Raw genomic sequence first — 21,176 nt, 5'->3', positions numbered from 1 at the left:
GTTGTTTGCCGACGACACGCGGGAACCTCCCGCCTGTCCCGCATGAAAGCTCAACTCCGAGAGGAAATAAAGACTTTCACGCAGGGATTCATGCGCCTGCACTCTCCTTCTTTTCCCAAGACAAAGGAGAGGTGCGCCTGAAAAGGAAACTATACTGGCGCGCGATCTGCCCTGTTCTGGTGAACCGGTGCGCCAGGAAGGCAATGATCAGAAGAACGATGAGGTCCACGATGTAGTAGTGGAGGCTCAGAAGCGTTCCGTTGAACAGCGCGAAGTGGATGAACCGCGTCGCGCAGGCCAGAAGCAGGATGTTGATGACCAGCTGGTACTTGGGCTGCCAGGCGCGGGCCACGGCCCGGCCGGTCATGTAGGCCGCGCCGCCCGCCAGGATGACCGTGACGAACGCGAATTCCCAAAGGGATACTTCCCACAGAAGTCCGTTTGCCTTTTCCATCAGCGCCTCCCGCCTTCGAGATAGGCCGCGCGAACCTCTTCGCGCCGCAGAAGCTCCATGCCCGTGCCGCTCATGGTGATGCGGCCGTTGACCATCACGTAGCCGCGATGGGCAAGCTTGAGCGCATGGTAGGCGTTCTGCTCAACCAGGAAGACCGTGAGTCCCTCGTTACGGTTCAGATCGCGGATGGCCTCGAAGATCTGCTTGACCACCAGCGGAGCCAGGCCGAGGGACGGCTCGTCGAGCAGCAGAAGCTTCGGCCGGCTCATCAGGGCGCGCCCGATGGCGAGCATCTGCTGCTCGCCGCCGGACAGCGTGCCGCCACGCTGCCCCAGGCGCTCCTTGAGGCGCGGGAAGAGGTCGAACACCCGCTTCAGGTCGTCCTCGAAGTAGGCGGGATCGACCAGGGCCGCTCCCATCTGGAGGTTTTCCATCACGGTCATGCGCGGGAAAATCCGCCGTCCTTCCGGCGACTGGGCGATACCCAGACGCATGATCTGGTGGGTCGGAAGGTTGGTGATATCCTGCCCGTCATAGATGATCCGGCCAGAGCGGACGCGCGGGTCGCCGCAGATGGTCATCATCAGCGTCGACTTGCCGGCGCCGTTGGCGCCGATCATCGTGACGATCTCGCCGCGGTAGACGTCCAGATCGACGCCCCGAAGCGCGATGATCTTTCCGTAGGCCGTCTCGACCCCGCGGATCGCCAGCAGAGGCTGCTCCGTCGCGGCTTCCTGCCTGGTGACGGATTCCATGACTGCCGTATTCATGCGGCACTTCCCTTTTTCGAGATGCCTTCCGACGAACCGGCAGCCTCCCCGGCGGTCGCGGACGGATCCTGCATGGGTTCAGGCGCGAGGTCGGTAATGGCGTCCTCGCCCACCGCCTCGATCACGTCCTCCAGCACCTCGGGAACATCCAGATCTTCCTCATCCTCGACTCCGAGGTAGGCCGCGATGACCTTCGGATCGGTGCGGACGCTCTCGGCATCGCCGTCGGCGATCTTCACACCATAGTCGAGGACGATGATGTGGTCGGAAATCTCCATGACAACGCCCATGTCGTGCTCGATCAGCAGGACGGATGTTCCCTGCTCGCGGATGGACTGGAGCAGCTCGTTAAGCTCCTGAGACTCGCGCGGATTGAGGCCCGCGGCAGGCTCGTCCAGGCAGAGCAGGTGCGGATCCGTGCACATGGCGCGCGCGATCTCCAGTCGGCGCTGCTGGCCGTAGGGAAGGTCGCCCGCCGGGTCGTCCGCACGTTCGAGCAGGTTGGTCTGCTTGAGCCAATGGACAGCCTTGTCCACCGCCTCGCTTTCCGCCCGGCGATAGCTGGGCAAGCCGAAGATGCCGCCCACCGTGAAACCGGAGGCGACCACCAGCCGGTTGTGCTGGGCAACCAGCAGGTTCTCCAGCACCGTCATGCCGCCGAACAGGCGGATGTTCTGGAAGGTGCGCGCCACACCCGCCCGGTGGGAGATCTCATAATCGGGCATGCGTTCCAGCAGGAACACGCCCTGATTGCCCTCCTTCTTCCAGCGCAGGCCGCTGGCGGTCACCTCTTCCACCAGGGCTTCCTGCTTGCCGGGGCCATGACGCATCGCAATGCGCCCCTCCGTCGGCTTGTAGAAGCCGGTCACGCAGTTGAAGACGGTGGTCTTGCCCGCACCGTTCGGGCCGATCAGGGCGGTGATGTCACCCCGTCCAACCGAGAAGGACAGGTCGCGCACGGCAAGAAGACCGCCGAAACGCATGGTGAGATGTTCCACCGTCAGGACCGGATCGTCCTCCCAGCGGGGGACGGACGCGCCGGCAGATACCACACTCGCTTCTGCTACCATCAATGTCCCTCCCCCTGAGCCACGAGATCCGCACCAATGCGCTTCTTTTCCTTGAGCGCCACTGTGGGTTCGCGGGTGGAGACAAAGCCGCGCGGCTTCCAGACCATGATGACGACCATGGCCATGCCGAACAGAAGCATGCGGTACTGCGCCGGATCGAAATCCGGCCCGAAAATGTAGGTGAGGAAGCCGAGGTTACGCAGGGCCTCGATGCCGCCGATCATCACGATCGACGCCAACACGATGCCAATCTGCGAGCCCAGGCCGCCCAGCACCACGATGGCCAGGATGATCGCCGACTCCATGAAGGTGAAGCTCTCCGGCGAGACGAAGCCCTGGCGCGTCGCGAAGAAGGATCCCGCAAAGCCGCCGAACATGGCGCCGATCGCAAAAGCCGTGAGCTTTGTATTGCGGGTGTTAATGCCCAGCGATCGGCAGGCGATCTCGTCCTCGCGCAACGCTTCCCAGGCCCGGCCGATCGGCAGGCTGCGCAGGCGTATGGTCACGACGTAGGTGACGAGCGCCAGCAGGAAGATGATGTAGTAGAGATAGACGAAGCGGTGGATCGGGGAATACGGGATGCCGAAGAAGTCGGAGAAGCTGCCTTCTCCGCGGCCGAATTCGAGGCCGAAGAAGGTCGGTTTCGGAATGCCCGAGATGCCGTTGGGCCCGCCCGTGAACTCATACCAGTTCAGGAGGACCACGCGGATGATCTCACCGAAGGCAAGGGTGACGATGGCGAGATAGTCGCCGCGGAGACGCAGGACCGGAAATCCGAGCACCATGCCCCACAGGGCTGCAAGGAGGCCGGCCAGCGGCAGGGCCGTCCAGAAACCGATGAAGTCGTAGTACGTCGAAAGCAACGCGAACGAATAGGCTCCGACGGCGTAGAAGGCCACGTAGCCGAGATCCAGGAGGCCCGCCAGGCCGACCACGATGTTCAGGCCCCATCCGAGCATCACGTAAGTCATGATCAGGATGGAGACGTCGATCAGCTGCCGGTCGCGTCCCGGAAACAGGTACATCGCGATGAAGGGCAGAAGCGCCGCGAAGACGAAGAAGGTCCGCAGCATCCACTTGCCCAGGTTGGGTACGGCTTCCGTCAGGCGGCCGCGCGCGGCACCCGCCCGGGATCCGACACCCCAGTCGCGCCCGAAGACGAACAGGTTCAGCAGCAGCCGGCCGAAGAAGCCGATGGCGATTGCCGTGAACCAGGCCTCCCACCTCATGCGGATGTCGAGACCGCCCGGGGCAATGTCAGTGCGCACGCCGATGAAGAAGAAGCTGAGAGCGGCCACCAGGAGGGCCACGATTACCGCTTCGCGAAACGCCCGGGCAATCCTGCTCTCTTCCTGGCGAGCGGACGCAATGGCGGGGCTTCCCGCCGGATGAATACCAGCCGAAGTCGTCGCCATCACACCTTCTCCACTTCAGGTTTGCCCAACAGGCCGGAAGGCAGGAAGATCAGCACGATCGCCAGAATGGAGAATGCAGCGACGTCCTTGTACTCGACGGTGAAATAAGCCGACCAGAACACTTCGATCAGTCCGATCAGCAGACCGCCGAGCATCGCCCCAGGCAGCGAACCGATGCCGCCCAGAACGGCCGCGGTGAAGGCTTTGACGCCGGCCAGGAAACCTATGTAGAAGTCGATCACGCCATAGAGCAGCAGGAACATGCAGCCTGCAACGGCAGCCAGCGCCGCGCCCATGACGAAGGTCAGGGAAATCGTGCGGTCGGTGTCGACGCCAAGCAGCGCCGCCATCTTGCGGTCCTGCTCGCAGGCACGCTGTGCGCGCCCCAGGGAAGTGCGCGTGATCAGCAGCGTGAAGCCTGCCATGAGCACCACCGTGGTCACGATGATCATGATCTGCATGTAAGACAGCTGGACGCTGATGCCGCCAGTGACTTCGGAGGCGGGAATGAGCGTGATGCCGCCCTGCACCTGCGGAGGCAGAGGCTTAACGCGGGCGCCCTGCGTGATCTGGACGAAGTTCTGCAAGACGATCGACATGCCGATCGCCGTGATCAGCGGCGCCAGGCGGAACGAGCCGCGCAGCGGGCGATAGGCGATACGCTCAACGGACCAGCCCCATGTCGCCGTGAACAGCATGGCCACGATCAGGACGATCAGAAGAACCACTGGCAGGAAGGCAAATCCGAAGACTGTGGTGAGGATCAGGAAGACGGCCAACGAAATGAAGGAACCGATCATGAAAATATCGCCGTGGGCGAAGTTGATCATGCCGATGATGCCGTAAACCATCGTATATCCGATGGCGATCAGGCCATAGATCGATCCCAGCGTCAGCCCATTGATAAGCTGCTGGAGGAAATACTCCATCTATTATGTTCTCCCGGAAATGTCGCGTGACGCGCGCGCATTTCTTTCTTGTTGTGCTCCCCAACTGGACACTTCGGGCATTTTAGCCTCTGTTTGAGCGTCCAATGTGAAAATGAGCTCCCATGCTTGAAACGCATGCGAGAAACAAAATGATTTCTGTCGAGCCACCTCCTTCCCGTCGAGTTACGCTCGCATTTTGTGGGGCTCCCCATCCCCAATGACAGATCTAGCCTAGTTTAATCCATTTGATCCATCAAGACACAACAAAACCATGTGCGAATGGATCGTCATCGTCGATGAAAATGGTATTCAAACCCGTCATTTTGGCCCAGCCTCCAATTGAAGGAACAATGGCAGGAAGGCCACCGACGGTCGTTTCTGCTTCAATCCGGCCGGAAAATACTGAGCCGATTATGGATTCATGCCGGAATTCCGTGCCGGGCTTCAGCCGGCCGCGTCCATAGAGCTGCGCCATGCGGGCGGAAGTGCCGGTGCCGCAGGGAGAGCGGTCGATGGCCTTTTCGCCGTAGAAGACGGCGTTGCGGGCACTGTTTTCGGGGTTCTTCGGTACGCCGGTCCACATGATGTGGCTCAGGCCACGGATGGAAGGCTGCTCGGGATGGACGAACTCGCGCATCTCGTTCAGGCGCTTGCGCAGGACAGGGCTCCAGCGGATCAGGTCGGCGGCGTTGTAGTCGCCCATGTCACGGAAATTGTCCTGCGGCTCCACGATTGCGTAGAAGTTGCCGCCATAGGCGACATCGACCTTCAGCTTGCCGAGATCCGGGCACTCGACCTCGATGTCGGTCGCGTAGAGGAAGGATGGGACATTGGTGATGCGGACTTCCGTGACCCGGCCGCCTTCCTGCCGGTACTCGGCGGTCACAAGGCCGGCCGGCGCGTCGATGCGCAGGACGCCCGGCGTCTTCGGCCGCACCAAACCGTGCTCGACGGCGAAGGTCACGGTGCCGATGGTGCCGTGTCCGCACATGGGCAGGCAGCCGGAGGTCTCGATGAACAGGATGGCGACGTCGCAATCCTCCCGCGTCGGCGGATAGAGGAACGAACCCGACATCATGTCGTGACCACGCGGCTCGAACATCAGGCCGGTGCGAATCCAGTCGTACTCCCGCAGAAAATGGGCGCGCCGCTCGAGCATCGTGCTGCCCTCGAGGCGGGGCGCGCCGCCGGCAACGAGGCGGACGGGATTGCCGCAGGTGTGTCCATCAATGCAGAAGAAGCTATGACGTGCCATTCCTATCTCCGGAAGCGGCTGGCTCTGTAGGGATACGTGTCGAGGGATTGCTGCTGTTCGAGAACGAGCTCGCGGACCAGACGTCCGGTCGCGGCGGCCTGGGTCAAGCCGAGATGGCCATGTCCGAACGCATAGAAGACGTTGGGCGAACGCAGCGCGCGGTCGATCACCGGCAGGGAGTCAGGCAGGGACGGACGGTAACCCATCCACTGGCGTCCCCCCTCGGTCTTCAAGCCGGGCAGAAAATCCGCCGCCTTGGCGAGCATGGCGCGGGAGCGCGCGTAGTTCGGCGGACGCTTGAGGCCGCCCAGCTCCACCGCGCCGCCAACGCGGACGCCCGTTTCCAGCGGCGTGATGACAAAGCCGTGGGCTGGGAAGATGAGCTGCCGGCGAATGTCGAAGGCGTCCTTCGGAAGGGTGGTGTTGTAGCCGCGTTCGGTTTCGAGGGGCACGGGATCGCCGAACATCTTCGTGAAACGGTGCGACCAGGCTCCGGCCGCGACCACGAGCTTGCCGGCCTGGAAGTACCGCCCGTCGTTCGCCTGGGCGACCACGCCCTGTCCGGTGTCGCGAACCTCGACGATGTTCGCCGGAATGAAGGTGGCCCCACACCGCTCCGCGTAGGTCCAGAGGTTCTGGCCCAGCAGGCGCGGATCGGCCACCGTCTTCCAGCCAGGCAAAAACGTTCCGTAGCGGAACCGATCGGAAAGGCCCGGCTGGAGCTCCTCGATCTGCTCGCGGGTCAGATGCCGCAGCGGCACCTGAAAGCGGCGACGGATTTCACCGATCTTCTCGGCCGCCTTGAACTCCTGCTCCGTCTCGTAAAGCTCCAGCGCGCCATCCTCGCGAAGCATGTGCGTGAGGCCCGAGCGGAGGAGCAGGCTCTGCCATTCCACCTCGGCAAGCTTCATGAGCTGGGCCTGCGCGCTGACGGCAGCCTCAAACTGGGCCGGACGACCCGCCATCAGAAACCGGATGAGCCAGGGCAGCAGCTTCGGGAAATAGGCAGGCGGAATCGCCAGCGGCCCCAGCGGGTCCAAAAGCCAACGCGGCACCTGCTTCAGCATGCTCTTCTGGGCGAGCGGCAGGATGTCGGCGAAGGCGAAGGCAGCAGCGTTACCGGAGCTTGTCTCCTCGCAGATTCCGGACCGGTCCAGGACCAGGACCTTGCGTCCGGTTTCAGCGAGATAGGTGGCTATGGCGACACCGACGATGCCTCCGCCCAACACAATGATGTCGGTGGACGCAACTGGAACAGACTTTCTTGCCACGTGGATAACCCGTCTCAGAACTCGGGCAGCTTCGGGCGTTTCGCAAGGCAATCCTTAATGGTGCGTTCGACCATTTCCCGGCGTTCCCCCCTTAGCGGCTGCCTTGGCATGCGAACACGTTCATTGGAACCTATCGCATGCACTTCTGCAAGCTTGATGTTCTGAACAAGGTAGGTGGAAACGTCGAGATCCAGAAGCGGACGGAACCAGCGGTAGATTTCCAGCGCCTCGGCATGGCGGCCCGCCTGGATCAGCCGGTAGATGGCAACGGTTTCGCGCGGAAACGCCGTCACGAGACCAGCGACCCAGCCGACTGCGCCCATCATCAGCGCCTCGCAGGCAAGATTGTCCACGCCCGTAAAGACGTCGAACCGATCGCCGAAGGCATTGATGACATCGGTTGTGCGACGGATATCGTCCGATGACTCCTTGATGGCCACGAACAGATCATCCTTTGCCAACTGTTCGAGAATCGGCACCGTCACGTCCACCCGGTAAGCCACACGGTTCGAGTAGATCATGACCGGCAGGCCGCCCGCGGAGGTCACCGTACGCATCGTATCGACCGTCTCCTCCGGATCGGTGTGATATATCGGACTCGGCACGAGCATCAGGCCGTCCGCCCCTGCAGCGGCAGCCTTGCGGGCGAGCGAGACGGCATCGCGCGTTGCCGCTTCATTGACCGTCAGCAGGACCGGCCTCCCCCCGGCAACGCCCTGGGCTGTCTTCAAGATGGCCAGCTTCTCGTCATGGCTCAGCATGGGCCCCTCGCCAAGCGAGCCCGCCATGATGAGGCCATCACAACCCGCCTCGATCAGCAGCGCCATGCAGCGTTCCATCTCGGCATGGTCAATCTGGTCGTCGGCCGTGAACTTGGTGGTAACCGCTGGAAAAATGCCGCTCCACATCGTGGTGTCCCTCATTTTTGATATATCAGTGATATATTAGTACTTAACTATTGCTGTCAACGCGCACGCAGTGCCAATTGGGGAATCATGTATCAGAGCGCCAGCATGACCAGCCTCGTAACCGATTCTCTCCGCCAGGAACGGGTGGCAGAGCGAGCCTACCGTGCGCTGGAACAGCTTGTGGTCACATTGCAGTTACCACCGGGGTCGGTCACCACCGAAGGCATCCTGATCGAGCGCCTTGCGCTCGGCCGCACGCCCGTGCGCGAAGCGATCCAGCGCCTCGCATGGGAGGGACTGATGGAGGTGCGTCCACGTGCCGGCATTGCCATCGCCCCACTGAACGCCACCGACTGGATCAAGGTCATCGACGCGCGGTCGAGTCTCGAGATCGCGCTGGCGAAGGCCGCAGCCCGGCTGGTGACGGCGGAAACGGCGGTGCGTTTCCACGAAGCTGCCCTCAACATGCAGCGGGCCGTGGTGGCCAATGACGTCATGGCCTATCTGGAAGCGGACAAGGAACTGGACACGGCTATCGCCAACGCATCCGACAATCCGTTCGCCGCGCGGGTGGTGGCGCCGCTTCAGACACACAGCCGGCGCTTCTGGTTCCGCTACCAGGCGGAACGCAATCTTGCCTACGCGGCGGAGCAGCATGTGCGGGTCATCAGCGCCATCGTCAACGGAGACGAAAAGGCCGCCGGCAAGGAAACCGACGCCTTGATGCGGATGTTGCGGAAGCAGGCAGAAGCCGCTTTCCGGCTCTCCAGCTGACGCTTTCGGGAAAGAGGGTGCCACGCTTCACCCGAGGAGCGGGAGCCGGATTTCCGCCGCGGCGTTTTCCGACGAACCAGATGCGCGAATGGCGACTGCCGGCCAGAAATCAGCGGTTTTCCTCCCTGCAGCTGGCTTTCCGGGCCATACCACGGGTCTCAAGCAAAACGGCAGTTTACTTGAACAGACCGAAAAGGCCCGCCCGCCATGCACAACAGGCCCAAACCGGCAGCCCGGACTGGTCCTCGGGCACCGATCTGGAAGGGGATGGGAAAAGCTAGACACCCTCCCCGACGAGGCGCGCTCCGGAAACATCGTCCCAGGCTTCACCCGCCGCGATGAGGCAGCTCACACCGTTGACGTCGGTGGAGAGGATCGTCCAGCTACCTTCCGCGGAAGTGAAGATCTCCATCAGCCTGTCAGTCGCCAGCAGGCCGATCGCCCTCTGGGTCTCGGCAAACTGCATTTCCAGCTGTTCGGCCAGTTCGGCCCGCGGAGCACAGATTTCAGCCTGGGTCACGGCCGTACCGGGCATCGAAACCGACACCGCGGGTACAAGAATCGCCAGTCCCAGGGCACTTCGCGCCAGCCTGTCCATGATGAGCCTCCCGTCGCTTCTTATTTGCGACTGTCAGGCTCATAACTTCTGCGGAGTGGCTACGTTCCATCGAACGTGAGGGACAGACAATCTGGCCGTCCGGCTGATGCGGGCGGCCAGACCAGCCAGGACTACGGCTTACGGTCAGGGTCCATACCCACTACGGCGGAGAGTACCGAGACCCTGCCATCCGAGTCAATGACGATGCGCGCGTCGTAGACCGGGTCGAGCAGCATTGCCGGGCGCTGTCCTGCCAGCGCCTCGATCTGCTTCATCGCCTCAGGGCTCTTTATGTCAGACTGCCATTGGGCCGCCGACCGGGCGTGCATGACGACGCCACCCTTCCGGTCGGAATAGAAGTTGTAGGTGGTCTGGCCTTCACCGCCAATGTGCATGAACTTCCGTGGATCGACCACCGCAGACGAGGATTCGATCAGGTAGGCGAAAAACTTCTGCGAGGCGATCGCGGTGGCTGCGGTCATCTGGTTGAGGTTGCCGGGAACATTTGCAATCGCCTCGCGGAACGTGACCAGGCGCGGCTCGTCATCGGTAAAGCGAATGCGGTCCGTGCGAAGGCTGTACCGGCTCCGCGGAATATCGGCCAGCAGTGCCTTCTCATAGGTCTCGCGCGCAGCAGGATCGGTGATGGCCTTAGACGTGTGCTCATTCAGGGCAGCCGCCAGAGCATCGGGATCACAGAGCCGAATGGAAAACTCATAGGGGTCCAGCCTGCCGCCGTAATCGATCCGAAGGGCATAGCCGAAGGGCTCGACAGCCACGGAGAAACGGTCCTGATAGGCGGGCGCAGCGAGCGACTTCAAACGGAAAAAGCTTTCCGCTTTCGCCTCCGGCGAGGCGTCGGCGTCATACAAAACCCGCAGGTGCCGCTTTGCCTCGGTGTAGTTCGTGCCCAGAAACCAGTCGGTGATCTTGTCCCAGATGCGATCCAGGCGCGCAGCGAGCGTGTCGGGTTTCTGCGCGCGCCTTATATCGGCCTGGGTGATCCCGAACTCGCCGTGGCGGCTTGCAACAAAAAGGACATTCGACATGAAAGTCTCCAATCAAATACAACTAAAAGTCGCTTGTGATGGCTGTTGCGCGCAGGTTTACCAGCCCGAAACGGGACGGGGAAAGGGCGCGGCCTCATCCGAGATCCGGCCCAGCCACCTCATCGTCAACGTAGCGGGCAAGGGTTCCCTCGGGAGCAACGCCGAAAACCGCAGATAGAACCTGAACCCTGCCATCCCGCAGGAGGAGAAGCCGGGCATCATAGGCCGGCGCCTGAATCAGAACGGAACGTTCCTCTTCCGGCAGATCACGCCAATCGGACGCGAAATGGGCGTGAAGCTCGATGTCGTCGCCTCTGCGGATGAAATTGTAGGACGGACGGCCCTTGCCTCTGACCTGCGTGAATTCTTCCTCGAACGCGCCGCCATTTTCCCGGAGGCAGGAAACCGTGACCAGCGCAAACAGTTTCTGATGGGCAAGCGTCTCGATAGCGAACATCTGCTGCGGCGACACGCCGAGCTTCTCCTCGATGGCAGCCTCGAAGGTTTCGAGCTGCCGCCCTGCCCGGGCTCTTCTCCGGCGAGGTTCGTCAGCAATTCACCTTCGATGGAATAGTCCGCCCGCGGCAGATCCACCGCCAACTGCTCCTTGTCCCAGCCATGGGCGGCCGGGTCTTCAGCGGCCCGGGCCAGTTCGTCGTTCACGCGTCGGGCCAGATCCTCACCGTTGCAGAGAACCACGGAATGCGAAAACGGAAGCAGACCATCGGCGGCGAAGTCGATCGTCAGGCGAAAACCGAAGGCATCGTCCTTTTCCGCGAACCTGTCGCGGTAAGCGTCGGAGACCAGCGCCTTGAGACTGAAATAGGCGGAGATCCTGTCGCGGTCAGAAAGACCGGGATCGTAAAGCTTCGCCAGCAGCGACTTGGCCTCCCCCACATGGGTGTTGCAGAACCAGTCCTTGATACGGTCCAGATCCGTCCGATCATCCGGGCAAGCGAAAGGGTCTCCGCCTGCCCCTTGGCCGCGGTCCTGATATCGGCCCGGTGAAGCGTCACATCTCCGAACCGTCCCGGGAGTCCCAGCACTGCAACCATCGACTTTTCCTGAAGCACGTTGCGGTGATCCCGGATAATAGGGCGTCCGGATGTTCGGGCCTGTGCCGAATGTTACATGAGATTATTGCGACGTTGCATGGATATTCCGCAGGTACGGCATATCCCGGCCAGCCTCGCCCCCTCGCTCCATGCCCGGAGCGAAGGGGGACAGGCGCAGAGAGCAGATGATGCTCAGACGAAAGGCTTGGCCACGGTGAAACGGCGCGGCACGAGGCGCTCGAAGTAGCGGATACCTTCGGCGGAAATCCTGTTCTGATCCGGTTCCAAAAAGCTTTCCGGCATGTGACGCGTCTTGCCGGCCACCGCCTCCAGCGGCACGGCGCGGAAGACGGTCTTTTCGCCATCCCATTGCAACGCCACGGAAGCACTGCCCTGCTCCGCGACGCGAACGGCAAAGGCGCCGGCGTCGAAGGCCTCGCGCGCATCCACCGGATTCACGGTCATGATGCTACCGCGCGGCAGGTAACCGAAAGTGTCCACCCGCGCTCGTTTGCCGGGAAGATCCTCGGCCAGCATCTGCTCGATGGCGCGGCCGAGGTCGGTGCCCGAGAGCTTGACGTTCCCATGCTGGTCGCGCTCCAACCTGTCCGGCGGAACGATCGTCTCGACGAGCGACCGACCGTCTTCGCCCGACACGCCCTCGGACATTGCGATCACGCAGCGCCCGTGGCGGGCGAGGCAGGCCTTGACGTCATCGATGAAGCGGGCGCGGCTGAAGGCGCGTTCGGGCACATAAAACAGGTGCGGAGCACTTTCCGGATCCATGCGCCAGGCCACCGAAGACGCCGTCAGGAAACCCGCGTGGCGGCCCATGACGATGCCGACATAGATGCCGGGCAGGGCATGGAAATCGAGGTCCACACTCAGGAATGCGCCAGCCACGAATTCGGCCGCCGAGATGAAGCCCGGCGTGTGATCGTTCTCGACCAGGTCGTTGTCGATGGTCTTCGGAGCGTGAATGCAGGCGATGCGACCACCGGAAGCTGCACTCAGGATGCCCTGTGTTCCGGCGGTGTCGTTTCCGCCAACGTAGATGAAGGCATCGGCGCCGATGTTCTGAAGGCTCTTCAGGACCGCGGCACAGTAGGCCTCATCGGGCTTGTCGCGAGTGCTGCCGAGGGAGGCGCTCGGAGTGGCGGCAATGGCTCGCAGCTCTTCCTCGGTCAGCTCCGAAAGGGGAATGAGATGGCCGTCCCGCACGCCCCGGATGCCATGAAGCGCTCCGAGCACGCGGGCGTTCGGATAGAGTTTTCGCGCTTCGAGGACGGCGCCGACAACGGTCTGGTTGATTACGGCGGTGGGACCACCACCCTGGGCTATCACAAAGGTCTCGGCCATGGCTTTCTCTCTCGTGTGCTAGCGATGATGTATAGCACCGGAGAGCCGTTCGCCAGTCATGCGAAGAAGTGCAATGCTGTTTGCGCGCACGGTTCACCGGACACCGCCCATCCCGAGTGGAAACAGCAAAGTCGCCCTGGGGCGCCTTCGCAAGTTCGGGAAACCTAAGCCGGGTGGCCCGCCATTCAACAGCGCGGAGAACCGTCAGCCCACGAACGCGCGCTCGACCACGAAGTCGGCCGGTTCGGAGTTGGAACCTTCCTTCAGTCCAGCCTTCTCGACCAAAGCCTTGACGTCCTTGATCATCGCCATGGAACCGCAGATCATGACGCGGTCGACCTCACGGTTGAAGGGCTCGGTGCCCAGAACCTTGAACAGGTATCCGTTCTCGATCAGCGTCGTGATGCGGCCCATGTGCTGCGACGGCTCGCGGGTCGTGGAAGCGAAATACTTGAGACGGCCTTCCGTCAGCTCACCGATCAACGGGTCGTTGCGGGTCGCCTCGATCAGCTCCTCGCCGTACTTGAGCTCGGCCACCTCACGGCAGGTATGGGTGAGGATGACTTCCTCGAACTTTTCATAAGTCTCGGGATCGCGCACAAGGCTCGCGAACGGGGCGATGCCGGTGCCGGTGGAGATCATGTAGAGTCGCTTGCCGGGAAGCAGGGCGTCATGCACCAGCGTTCCGGTCGCCTTCTGGCGCATCAGGACGATGTCGCCCGGCTGGATCTTCTGCAGATGCTGCGTCAGCGGACCGTCCGGCACCTTGATGGAGAAGAACTCAAGTTCTTCATCCCAGGCGGGGCTGGCGATTGAATAGGCGCGGAAGATGGGTTTTTCCGCATTCGAAAGCCCGATCATCACAAACTCGCCGGAACGGAAGCGGAAGCTCCTCGGCCGGGTGATGCGGAACGAAAAGAGCCTGTCCGTGTAGTGCTTCACGGAGATGACGCGCTCGGCATAGACGCCCGCGGGGATCGGGAACTCGAGCTTCTGCTCCGTGCTGCTTCCGGGCACTGCGATGTTCATGTGCTGCCTTCCGTTGCTCTTGCCGATGCCTGAAGCCCTGTCCGATGCCCTGGCGCTTCACGCATGAACATGAAGGGGTAACGCATCGCCGTCTCAGGCGTAAGGATTCTCATTCCCAAATGAAGGGACGCAAGGAATATCCTACACCCATATGGGTCGCGAAATAGGATAGATCAAATTCTGGCAGAAAACGCCTGTCCTGAAGACAGACAGGCGGCAGATCGCTCCGCCGCCTGCCCTCTTTTCTCCAGCGAAAGCGCTGATTACTCGCTCGCCTCGTCAGCAGCTGCGGCAGCGGCTTCAGCGGCGGCCTTGGCGGCAGCCATGCGCTCCTGGGCCTTCTTGCCCGGCTCACCCTTCTTGGGGTTGTTGCGGGCCGGACGCTTGGCAAGGCCGGCCTCGTCCAGGAAGCGCAGGACGCGATCGGTCGGCTGGGCGCCCTGGGAGAGCCAGTGCTTGATGCGCTCCTCGTTCAGGACGACGCGCTTGCCGTCCTTGGGGAGCATCGGGTTCCAGGAGCCAAGCTCCTCCAGGAAGCGGCCATCGCGCGGGGCGCGGGCATCGGCCACGACGATGTGGTAGTAGGGACGCTTCTTGGAGCCTGCACGAGCAAGCCGGATTTTCAGAGCCATCGTTTTTTTCCTTTCGTTTCAATGCCGAGACAGGCGTACCTGCCGATTTGAAGCGCGATTTCCCGCGCCGTGTTTCGTGGAGGAACCGTCGAAGGGAACTCCTTCAACGAGCCCGTCCGTGTCATCCTCCGTTGTTCGCCGAGTGCTGGTCCGCAATCGCCTCATGGTGGCGAATGACCTCACGCGTGATGAACGTGAGGAGCTTTTCAGCGAAATCAGGATCGAGGCGGGATTCGTCAGCCAGACGCCGCAGCCGGGCGATCTGCTGCTTTTCCCGTTCCGGATCTGCAGCTGGCATCTTGTAGGCTGCCTTCAGCGCACCCACAGCCTTGGTGCACCGGAAGCGCTCAGCCAGAATGTGGATCAGGGCAGCGTCGAGATTGTCGATCGAGGCCCTGTACTCAAGAAGCTTCGCTCTCGCTTCGTCCATGCCAGTGCTCATGTTCCCCCTCACTTCTTACGGGGCAGACCAGGGAAGCCGGCGCCCGGAAGGCCCGGCAATCCGGACACGCCTCCACCAGGCAGACCGGAAAGTCCCGAAGGCAATCCGCCCGGCAGGCCACCCGGGCCTCCCAACTGCTTCTGCAGCGCTTCAAGCTGCTTGGGATCCAGCTGCGAAAGATCCGGCATGCCGCCGCCTGCCAGTCCCCCCAGCCCCATCTTCTGGGCCATGCCGCCGACGAGCCCGCGGATCATGCCGCCCTTCTTGCCCTTGCCGCCCATGGCCTTCATCACGTCGGCCATGCCGCGATGCATCTTGAGCAGCTTGTTGATCTGGGCCGCATCGGTGCCGGAGCCCCTGGCGATGCGCTGCTTGCGGCTGTGCTTGAGGATGTCCGGATTGGCGCGCTCTTCCGGCGTCATCGACTGGATGATGGCGATCTGGCGCGCGATGATCTTGTCGTTGAGGCCGGCGGCCGCAAGCTGGTCCTTCATCTTGCCCATGCCGGGCATGAGACCCATGATGCCGCCCAGGCCGCCCATGCGCTGCATCTGGCGAAGCTGCTCGGCGAGGTCGTTCAGGTCGAACTTCCCCTCCTGCATCTTCTTCGCCATGGCGGCGGCCTTTTCCTGGTCGAGGGTCGCAGCAGCCTTCTCGACGAGGCTGACAATGTCGCCCATACCCAGGATACGGTCGGCAACGCGGCGGGGATGGAACTCCTCGAGGGCGTCCATCTTCTCGCCGGTACCGATCAGCTTGATCGGCTTGCCGGTGACCGCGCGCATGGAGAGGGCCGCACCGCCGCGGCCGTCACCGTCCATGCGGGTCAGCACGATACCGGTGATGCCGACGCGATCGTCGAAATTACGGGCGAGGTTGACCGCGTCCTGGCCGGTGAGGGAGTCGGCCACCAGAAGGATCTCGTGCGGCGACGAGACCTTCTTGATGTCGGCCATCTCGACCATCAGCGGCTCGTCAATGTGCGTGCGGCCGGCCGTGTCAAGGATGACGACGTCGTAGCCGCCAAGCTTCGCCGCCTGCACGGCACGGCGGGCAATGTCGGTTGGAAGCTGTTCAGGAATGATCGGCAGGGTCGCAATACCGGTCTGCTCGCCGAGCTGCTTCAGCTGTTCCTGGGCGGCCGGGCGGCGCGTGTCGAGCGAAGCCATTAGGACCTTCTTGCCCTGACGATCTGTCAGACGCTTGGCGATCTTGGCGGTGGTGGTGGTCTTACCGGAACCCTGGAGACCAACCATCATGATGACAACGGGGGCTGGAGCATTAAGGCTGATCGTCTCGCCCTCGGAGCCGAGCATCTCGACCAGCTCGTCATGGACAATCTTGACCACCATCTGGCCCGGCTTGACGGACTTCAGAACCGTCGCGCCGACAGCCTTCTCGCGGACCCGGTCAGTGAAGGAGCGGACCACGTCGAGGGCGACGTCGGCTTCGATCAGCGCCCTGCGCACTTCGCGCAATGCCGCGGACACATCGGCCTCCGACAGGGCACCTCGCCCGGTCAGGCCGTTCAGGATGGCGCCAAGGCGTTCCTGCAGGTTCTCGAACATCAACGCTCCTTCATTCTCGTGAGACGGACTTCCGAAGCACGAGAGTTAATGTATTCGCGGCGAATATCAAACAACAGCGCAAAGCCGAAACGCACCCGGGGGCGCATCGCGCTGCCGGGTGTTGACCTCCGGGATCTCGTCCCGGTCGGCTGCTCGGAGTCTGAACTCGTCGCGAAAAAGTCGAGCCTGTAAACAGGAAAAGGTCGGGAGTGTCAAGCCTCCAGCACTCGCGCGGACGGATTCAGTCAGGGCTACAGGGCAGCCCGCAGTTCGCGGACGGAAGACCCCGCGACAATGCCTCCCACGCATGCTGCCATTATATTTCCATTGTCCTACGGCTTAGTCCCGCCGCAAGCTAAGGCGTCGTTAATTCGTCCCCGGCTATGAATTATTGACTCCTGACTCAAATTCGGGCGGACTGCCCTTAACCACGCGTATTACGGAGTGCGGCATGAAGATGGGCGGCAAGGCACGCTTTCTCCTGGCTTTTCTTTTCTCGGGCCTGACATTGGCCGGGGCGGCGCACGCAGCGACATGCGGAAATGACACGAGCGGCTTCGAGCGGTGGAAGGTCGCCTTTGCCCAGGAGGCTCAAGCCCGCGGCGTCGGTCCCCGCGCTCTCAACGCCCTTGCAGGCACGACCTACGCGCACAAGACCATTGCCGCCGACCGGGGCCAGAAAAGTTTCAAGCTGTCGCTGAAGGAGTTCATGCAGAAGCGCGGCTCGGCAGCCATCGTCTCCCAGGGCAAGAAGCACAAGGCGCAGCGCGCGGCGCTGTTCGACAGGATCGAACGCAAGTATGGCGTGCCGGCAGGCCCGCTGATCGCCATCTGGGGCATGGAAACCGGCTTCGGCAGGTTCATGGGCGACCAGAACATCATCTCGGCGGTTGCCACGCTGGCCTATGACTGCCGCCGGTCGGAATTCTTCACCGGCCATCTCTACGCCGCCCTGGAGCTGATCGACCGCGGCATTCTCTCCCCGCAGGACCGGGGTGCCGCCCACGGCGAGATTGGCCAGACGCAGTTCCTACCGGGCAGCGTGCTGAAGTATGGCGTCGACGAAGACGGTGACGGCAAGATCGACCTGATTCATTCCGTGGCAGACGCCCTCGCCTCGACGGCGAATTTCCTGCGCGCCCACGGCTGGCGGCCGGGTGCCGGGTACCAGATGGGCGAGCCGAATTTCGCAGCCATCCAGGGCTGGAACGCCGCCAGCGTCTACCAGCAGGCCATCGCGCTGATGGGACGCGACATCGACGGCGGGCGCTGAACCCATCTCTCACGGTTCCGGGCCGGAAACCATTCCTCCTCCCGGAACCGCGCTTTTCGTTCTCCCCTCGGCGATCAGACTCCTGTCTTTGCGGAGACGCCAAACGCCTTCTGAGGGGCTAACCGGTCTTCAGGGGAGCCGCGTCACCGCGACCTGCCGGAAACCCGGCGGACCCTGATCTCATCCCGCCGCGGGTAACTCTCGGGGCGGCCAACGAATGAACCGGCAACCAGCGCCGGGCGGCTTTCCTTGCCAAATCCGTTGCCTTCCCGCTTTTCCATGGATCGGTAGAAGTCCGAAAGCTGCTTGCCGCGTTCGGGGCGGAAGGTCCTGCCCGTCTCGCGCAGCTCGGCGATCCGGTCGAGCCGGAAGGTACGGAAGTCATCGCGAAGCTCGCACCACGCCACCAGCGTCCAGACCTTGCCCCAGAACCAGAGCCCGAGCGGACGCACCTCGCGGCGGGTGCGGCTGTCTTCCTCGTCACGGTAGTGGAGCTCGAGCACGCGCCGGTCATCCACCGCGCGCTCGATGACGTCGATCATCTGCCGCTCGCCGTCGCTGATCACCCAGTGCGGGGTGTGGATCTGGGTACGGGAGATGCGATCGCGTTCGCTCTCCGGCACCACGGCGCGGATCTTCACCAGCGCCTCCTCCGCCGCGCGCGCCATGGCGGCGCCGCCAAAGGCGCGGACCATGCGCGCTCCGGCGACCAGGGCCACGATCTCGTCCCGGGTGAACATGAGCGGCGGGAGCTCGAAGCCATCCCGCATCAGGTATCCGACGCCGGCCTCGCCATCGATGGGGACACCGGTCTTCTGCAGATCCGCGATGTCCCGGTAAATGGTCCGGTTGGAAACCTCCAGCCGTTCCGACAGCATGCGTGCCGTCACCAGACGTCCACCTCGCAAGTGCTGCACAATCTGAAACAGTCGATCCGCTCGCCTCATTGCACGATTCCCTGCAATCCTTCGCACGAGCCGCCAGAACGAGTGCCCTCCCCCCGTTCCGACTGCATTGTCATCAAGACGCCGATACCTCACCGAATCCGACATCGATCAGACGGAAAGATGAGAATCGCCGGTTTTGGGGCGCCACAATCTGCACAAAGGCTCCTGACAGCGTTGTGTCAGCAGACCTGTACCTCAACAATAAACCCGCACCGGTCCGGTTTCATGGAACAAGAACCGAAATGGACGGCCTTTTCCAACCTGAGGCGCGTCAAACTATTGCAGAAACGCTTCCCGCTCCAGCGGGTTTTCTCTAACGGTTCGATTTTCGACGGCGTCGCGGGTCAACTTGCACGTTCCCCGCAATAAATCAGGCGGGGATCTCTGTTCCCCGCCTGCATGGCATGTCCATCTTGCGTGGCAGGGGCGGAAAAAGCGCCCCCGGTCGCGGCTTCAGTGCTTGCGGAGCGCCTCCTCGATCTCCGACAGGATGGCCGGGTCGTCGATGGTGGACGGCATGGTCCACTCCAGGCCATCGGCAATCTTCTGCATGGTCGAGCGGAGGATCTTGCCGGAACGGGTCTTCGGCAGGCGCTTCACGGGCACCACCTTCTTGAAGGCGGCGACCGGACCGATACGCTCGCGGACCATCTTCACAAGCTCCTGCTCGAGCTCCGAAACGTCGCGCTCGATGCCGGAGCGCAGGACCACGAAGCCGCAGGGGATCTGGCCCTTCAGCTCGTCGGCGATGCCAACGACGGCGCATTCGGCGACGTCGGGATGCTCGGCAACCACTTCCTCCATGCCGCCGGTGGACAGGCGATGGCCAGCGACGTTGATGATGTCATCCGTGCGGGCCATGATGAAGAGAAAACCGTCCTCGTCGATGTAGCCGGCGTCGGCCGTCTTGTAGTAGCCCTTGAACTCGCTGAGGTAGGAGTCCCGGAAACGCTGCTCCGCATTCCAGAGGGTCGGCAGAGCGCCGGGCGGCATGGGCAGCCGGATGACGACATTGCCCAGGGTGCCGGGCGCGGCCTGGTGGCCCTCGTCGTCCAGAATCTGCACGTCATAGCCGGGCATTGGAACTCCGGGCGAGCCATACTTGACCGGCAGCATACCAAGACCAACCGGATTGTGGCTGATGGGGGCGCCCGTCTCCGTCTGCCACCAGTGGTCTATGACCGGAACCTTCAACTGGCGCTCGGCCCACCGGACTGTCTCGGGGTCAGCGCGCTCGCCCGCGAGGAACAGTGTACGCAGGCTGGAAAGGTCGCGCTCGCTGATGAACTTGCCGTCCGGATCCGCGGTGCGGATGGCGCGGAAGGCGGTCGGAGCGGTGAAGAGGGCCGCCACCTTGTGCTGTTCGATCACGCGCCAGAACACGCCGGCATCTGGCGTTCCGACCGGCTTGCCCTCGAAGAGAATGGTGGTGCAGCCGTGCAGAAGCGGGGCATAGACGATGTAGGAATGGCCGACAACCCAGCCCACGTCGGAAGCCGCCCAGAAGACCTCGCCCGGCTTGATGCCGTACTCGTTCTCCATGGTCCACTTGAGCATGACCATGTGGCCGCCGTTGTCGCGCACGACCCCCTTGGGTTTTCCGGTCGTGCCGGAGGTGTAGAGGATGTAGAGCGGGTCGGTCGCGGCGACCGGCACGCAGGGCACCGACGAGCCGCGGGCCTTTTGCATGGCCTCACGCATGTCGATGTCGCGGCCAGGCGTAAGCTCGCAGGGCTGCTGGTCACGCTGGAGAATTATGCAGCTCGAGGGCTTGTGGTCCGACAGTTCGATGGCCTTGTCGAGCAGAGACTTGTAGTCGACAACACGGCCCGGCTCGACACCGCAGGAGGCTGACACGATCACCTTGGCCTTGGCATCGTTGATGCGTACCGCCAGCTCCGGCGCCGCGAAACCGCCGAACACGACGGAGTGTACCGCGCCCAGGCGGGCGCAGGCCAGCATGGCAAAGACCGCCTCCGGCACCATCGGCATGTAGATGACAACGCGGTCACCCTTCTCCACGCCCTGCTGGCGCAGCACAGCGGCCAGCGCCTCAACTTCCGACTTCATCTCGGCGTAGGTGAAGGACTTCTGCCTGCCGGTGATAGGGCTGTCATAGATGAGCGCAAGCTGGTCGGCCCGCCCGCTTTCGACATGGCGGTCAACGGCGTTGTAGCACGTGTTGCATTCGCCACCGACAAACCAGCGACCGTAAACGCCCTGCTCCGGATCAAATACCTTCGTGAACGGAGTGAACCAGTGGAGATCCTGCGCCGCGCGCGCCCAGAAGCCCTCCGGGTCGTTTTTCCAGTCGCGATATGTGTCGTGATAGCGTGATGCCATAAAACAACCTCCCGACAAACCGCCTCTTCAGGGGG

21 protein-coding genes are annotated in these 21,176 nt (G+C 62.7%); 3 read left to right on the top strand and 18 right to left on the bottom strand.

What is annotated here, in order from left to right; all coding sequences use genetic code 11:
- Nucleotides 1–88: 88 nt before the first annotated feature.
- The 8 genes from ABD906_RS06790 to ABD906_RS06755 form a co-directional block, all read right to left on the bottom strand.
- Nucleotides 89–454: a DUF6867 family protein gene (locus ABD906_RS06790; protein WP_345098740.1), complete on the bottom strand. Its 366-nt coding sequence runs from the start codon at nucleotides 452–454 to the stop codon at nucleotides 89–91.
- Nucleotides 454–1,224, bottom strand: coding sequence for an ABC transporter ATP-binding protein (locus ABD906_RS06785; RefSeq protein WP_345098739.1), 771 nt, complete (start codon nucleotides 1,222–1,224; stop codon nucleotides 454–456). The genes ABD906_RS06790 and ABD906_RS06785 overlap by 1 nt, the downstream gene beginning before the upstream one ends.
- Nucleotides 1,221–2,294, bottom strand: a complete 1,074-nt coding sequence (locus ABD906_RS06780) for an ABC transporter ATP-binding protein (RefSeq protein WP_345098738.1) — start codon at nucleotides 2,292–2,294, stop codon at nucleotides 1,221–1,223. The genes ABD906_RS06785 and ABD906_RS06780 overlap by 4 nt, the downstream gene beginning before the upstream one ends.
- Nucleotides 2,294–3,709, bottom strand: coding sequence for a high-affinity branched-chain amino acid ABC transporter permease LivM (livM, locus tag ABD906_RS06775; RefSeq protein ID WP_345098737.1), 1,416 nt, complete (start codon nucleotides 3,707–3,709; stop codon nucleotides 2,294–2,296). Before livM ends, ABD906_RS06780 begins: the two co-directional genes overlap by 1 nt.
- Complete coding sequence (locus tag ABD906_RS06770; RefSeq protein ID WP_345098736.1) at nucleotides 3,709–4,638, bottom strand: ABC transporter permease subunit; 930 nt, start codon at nucleotides 4,636–4,638, stop codon at nucleotides 3,709–3,711. The genes livM and ABD906_RS06770 overlap by 1 nt, the downstream gene beginning before the upstream one ends.
- 253 nt (nucleotides 4,639–4,891) lie before the next feature.
- Nucleotides 4,892–5,893 carry a 4-hydroxyproline epimerase gene (locus ABD906_RS06765; protein ID WP_345098735.1) on the bottom strand — a complete coding sequence of 334 codons (1,002 nt, stop codon included), beginning with the start codon at nucleotides 5,891–5,893 and terminating at the stop codon, nucleotides 4,892–4,894.
- A gap of 2 nt (nucleotides 5,894–5,895) precedes the next feature.
- Nucleotides 5,896–7,164, bottom strand: a complete 1,269-nt coding sequence (locus ABD906_RS06760; protein ID WP_345098734.1) for an NAD(P)/FAD-dependent oxidoreductase — start codon at nucleotides 7,162–7,164, stop codon at nucleotides 5,896–5,898.
- 14 nt (nucleotides 7,165–7,178) lie between these two features.
- The gene (locus tag ABD906_RS06755) at nucleotides 7,179–8,072 is read right to left on the bottom strand and encodes a dihydrodipicolinate synthase family protein (RefSeq protein ID WP_345098773.1); all 894 of its coding nucleotides are present in this window, start codon (nucleotides 8,070–8,072) and stop codon (nucleotides 7,179–7,181) included.
- A gap of 105 nt (nucleotides 8,073–8,177) precedes the next feature.
- Here ABD906_RS06755 and ABD906_RS06750 point away from each other — a divergent pair, with 105 nt between their 5' ends.
- Nucleotides 8,178–8,846, top strand: coding sequence for a GntR family transcriptional regulator (locus tag ABD906_RS06750; protein ID WP_345098733.1), 669 nt, complete (start codon nucleotides 8,178–8,180; stop codon nucleotides 8,844–8,846).
- A 277-nt stretch (nucleotides 8,847–9,123) separates the two neighbouring features.
- Here ABD906_RS06750 and ABD906_RS06745 read toward each other — a convergent pair whose 3' ends face one another.
- The 3 genes from ABD906_RS06745 to ABD906_RS06735 form a co-directional block, all read right to left on the bottom strand.
- Nucleotides 9,124–9,444, bottom strand: a complete 321-nt coding sequence (locus ABD906_RS06745) for a hypothetical protein (RefSeq protein ID WP_345098732.1) — start codon at nucleotides 9,442–9,444, stop codon at nucleotides 9,124–9,126.
- 131 nt (nucleotides 9,445–9,575) lie between these two features.
- The gene (locus tag ABD906_RS06740) at nucleotides 9,576–10,493 is read right to left on the bottom strand and encodes a hypothetical protein (RefSeq protein ID WP_345098731.1); all 918 of its coding nucleotides are present in this window, start codon (nucleotides 10,491–10,493) and stop codon (nucleotides 9,576–9,578) included.
- Between the two features lie 94 nt (nucleotides 10,494–10,587).
- A complete protein-coding gene (locus tag ABD906_RS06735; protein WP_345098730.1) occupies nucleotides 10,588–10,965 on the bottom strand; it encodes a hypothetical protein in 378 nt (125 codons plus the stop codon).
- 146 nt (nucleotides 10,966–11,111) lie between these two features.
- Here ABD906_RS06735 and ABD906_RS06730 point away from each other — a divergent pair, with 146 nt between their 5' ends.
- Entirely contained in the window at nucleotides 11,112–11,501 is a 390-nt protein-coding gene (locus ABD906_RS06730) for a hypothetical protein (RefSeq protein ID WP_345098729.1), read from the top strand.
- A gap of 239 nt (nucleotides 11,502–11,740) precedes the next feature.
- On the opposite strand, the gene ABD906_RS06725 is transcribed toward ABD906_RS06730, so the two are convergent.
- The 5 genes from ABD906_RS06725 to ffh form a co-directional block, all read right to left on the bottom strand.
- Nucleotides 11,741–12,907, bottom strand: a complete 1,167-nt coding sequence (locus tag ABD906_RS06725) for a diphosphate--fructose-6-phosphate 1-phosphotransferase (protein WP_345098728.1) — start codon at nucleotides 12,905–12,907, stop codon at nucleotides 11,741–11,743.
- Between the two features lie 204 nt (nucleotides 12,908–13,111).
- Nucleotides 13,112–13,936: a ferredoxin--NADP reductase gene (locus ABD906_RS06720; RefSeq protein ID WP_345098727.1), complete on the bottom strand. Its 825-nt coding sequence runs from the start codon at nucleotides 13,934–13,936 to the stop codon at nucleotides 13,112–13,114.
- Nucleotides 13,937–14,199: 263 nt separating this feature from the next.
- The gene (rpsP, locus tag ABD906_RS06715; RefSeq protein ID WP_345098726.1) at nucleotides 14,200–14,568 is read right to left on the bottom strand and encodes a 30S ribosomal protein S16; all 369 of its coding nucleotides are present in this window, start codon (nucleotides 14,566–14,568) and stop codon (nucleotides 14,200–14,202) included.
- A gap of 121 nt (nucleotides 14,569–14,689) precedes the next feature.
- On the bottom strand, nucleotides 14,690–14,998 hold the full coding sequence (locus tag ABD906_RS06710) for a chorismate mutase (protein ID WP_345098725.1): 309 nt from the start codon (nucleotides 14,996–14,998) through the stop codon (nucleotides 14,690–14,692).
- 20 nt (nucleotides 14,999–15,018) lie between these two features.
- Nucleotides 15,019–16,578, bottom strand: coding sequence for a signal recognition particle protein (gene ffh / locus ABD906_RS06705; protein ID WP_345098724.1), 1,560 nt, complete (start codon nucleotides 16,576–16,578; stop codon nucleotides 15,019–15,021).
- Nucleotides 16,579–17,029: 451 nt separating this feature from the next.
- On the opposite strand from ffh, the gene ABD906_RS06700 reads away from it, so the two are divergent.
- Nucleotides 17,030–17,851 (top strand): lytic murein transglycosylase, encoded by an 822-nt coding sequence (locus ABD906_RS06700; protein ID WP_345098723.1) that lies wholly within the window; start codon nucleotides 17,030–17,032, stop codon nucleotides 17,849–17,851.
- Nucleotides 17,852–17,994: 143 nt separating this feature from the next.
- Here ABD906_RS06700 and ABD906_RS06695 read toward each other — a convergent pair whose 3' ends face one another.
- Both ABD906_RS06695 and ABD906_RS06690 read right to left on the bottom strand, forming a co-directional pair.
- Nucleotides 17,995–18,798 (bottom strand): helix-turn-helix transcriptional regulator, encoded by an 804-nt coding sequence (locus ABD906_RS06695; RefSeq protein WP_345098722.1) that lies wholly within the window; start codon nucleotides 18,796–18,798, stop codon nucleotides 17,995–17,997.
- 453 nt (nucleotides 18,799–19,251) lie between these two features.
- Complete coding sequence (locus tag ABD906_RS06690) at nucleotides 19,252–21,141, bottom strand: propionyl-CoA synthetase (RefSeq protein WP_345098721.1); 1,890 nt, start codon at nucleotides 21,139–21,141, stop codon at nucleotides 19,252–19,254.
- Nucleotides 21,142–21,176: the final 35 nt, after the last annotated feature.

The organism is Chelativorans composti (assembly GCF_039541695.1).
GTDB classification, from domain to species: Bacteria; Pseudomonadota; Alphaproteobacteria; order Rhizobiales; family Rhizobiaceae; genus Chelativorans; species Chelativorans composti.
Note: the sequence above shows the minus strand (reverse complement) of the source record. Positions and strands in the feature narration are given on the sequence as shown.

Coding starts and splice junctions, on each gene's coding strand:
- ABD906_RS06790 (WP_345098740.1), bottom strand. CDS start 454: ATGGAAAAGGCAAACGGACTTCTGTGGGAAGTATCCCTTTGGGAATTC.
- ABD906_RS06785 (WP_345098739.1), bottom strand. CDS start 1,224: ATGAATACGGCAGTCATGGAATCCGTCACCAGGCAGGAAGCCGCGACG.
- ABD906_RS06780 (WP_345098738.1), bottom strand. CDS start 2,294: ATGGTAGCAGAAGCGAGTGTGGTATCTGCCGGCGCGTCCGTCCCCCGC.
- livM (WP_345098737.1), bottom strand. CDS start 3,709: ATGGCGACGACTTCGGCTGGTATTCATCCGGCGGGAAGCCCCGCCATT.
- ABD906_RS06770 (WP_345098736.1), bottom strand. CDS start 4,638: ATGGAGTATTTCCTCCAGCAGCTTATCAATGGGCTGACGCTGGGATCG.
- ABD906_RS06765 (WP_345098735.1), bottom strand. CDS start 5,893: ATGGCACGTCATAGCTTCTTCTGCATTGATGGACACACCTGCGGCAAT.
- ABD906_RS06755 (WP_345098773.1), bottom strand. CDS start 8,072: ATGTGGAGCGGCATTTTTCCAGCGGTTACCACCAAGTTCACGGCCGAC.
- ABD906_RS06750 (WP_345098733.1), top strand. CDS start 8,178: ATGACCAGCCTCGTAACCGATTCTCTCCGCCAGGAACGGGTGGCAGAG.
- ABD906_RS06745 (WP_345098732.1), bottom strand. CDS start 9,444: ATGGACAGGCTGGCGCGAAGTGCCCTGGGACTGGCGATTCTTGTACCC.
- ABD906_RS06740 (WP_345098731.1), bottom strand. CDS start 10,493: ATGTCGAATGTCCTTTTTGTTGCAAGCCGCCACGGCGAGTTCGGGATC.
- ABD906_RS06730 (WP_345098729.1), top strand. CDS start 11,112: ATGGGCGGCCGGGTCTTCAGCGGCCCGGGCCAGTTCGTCGTTCACGCG.
- ABD906_RS06725 (WP_345098728.1), bottom strand. CDS start 12,907: ATGGCCGAGACCTTTGTGATAGCCCAGGGTGGTGGTCCCACCGCCGTA.
- ABD906_RS06720 (WP_345098727.1), bottom strand. CDS start 13,936: ATGAACATCGCAGTGCCCGGAAGCAGCACGGAGCAGAAGCTCGAGTTC.
- rpsP (WP_345098726.1), bottom strand. CDS start 14,568: ATGGCTCTGAAAATCCGGCTTGCTCGTGCAGGCTCCAAGAAGCGTCCC.
- ABD906_RS06710 (WP_345098725.1), bottom strand. CDS start 14,998: ATGGACGAAGCGAGAGCGAAGCTTCTTGAGTACAGGGCCTCGATCGAC.
- ffh (WP_345098724.1), bottom strand. CDS start 16,578: ATGTTCGAGAACCTGCAGGAACGCCTTGGCGCCATCCTGAACGGCCTG.
- ABD906_RS06700 (WP_345098723.1), top strand. CDS start 17,030: ATGAAGATGGGCGGCAAGGCACGCTTTCTCCTGGCTTTTCTTTTCTCG.
- ABD906_RS06695 (WP_345098722.1), bottom strand. CDS start 18,798: ATGAGGCGAGCGGATCGACTGTTTCAGATTGTGCAGCACTTGCGAGGT.
- ABD906_RS06690 (WP_345098721.1), bottom strand. CDS start 21,141: ATGGCATCACGCTATCACGACACATATCGCGACTGGAAAAACGACCCG.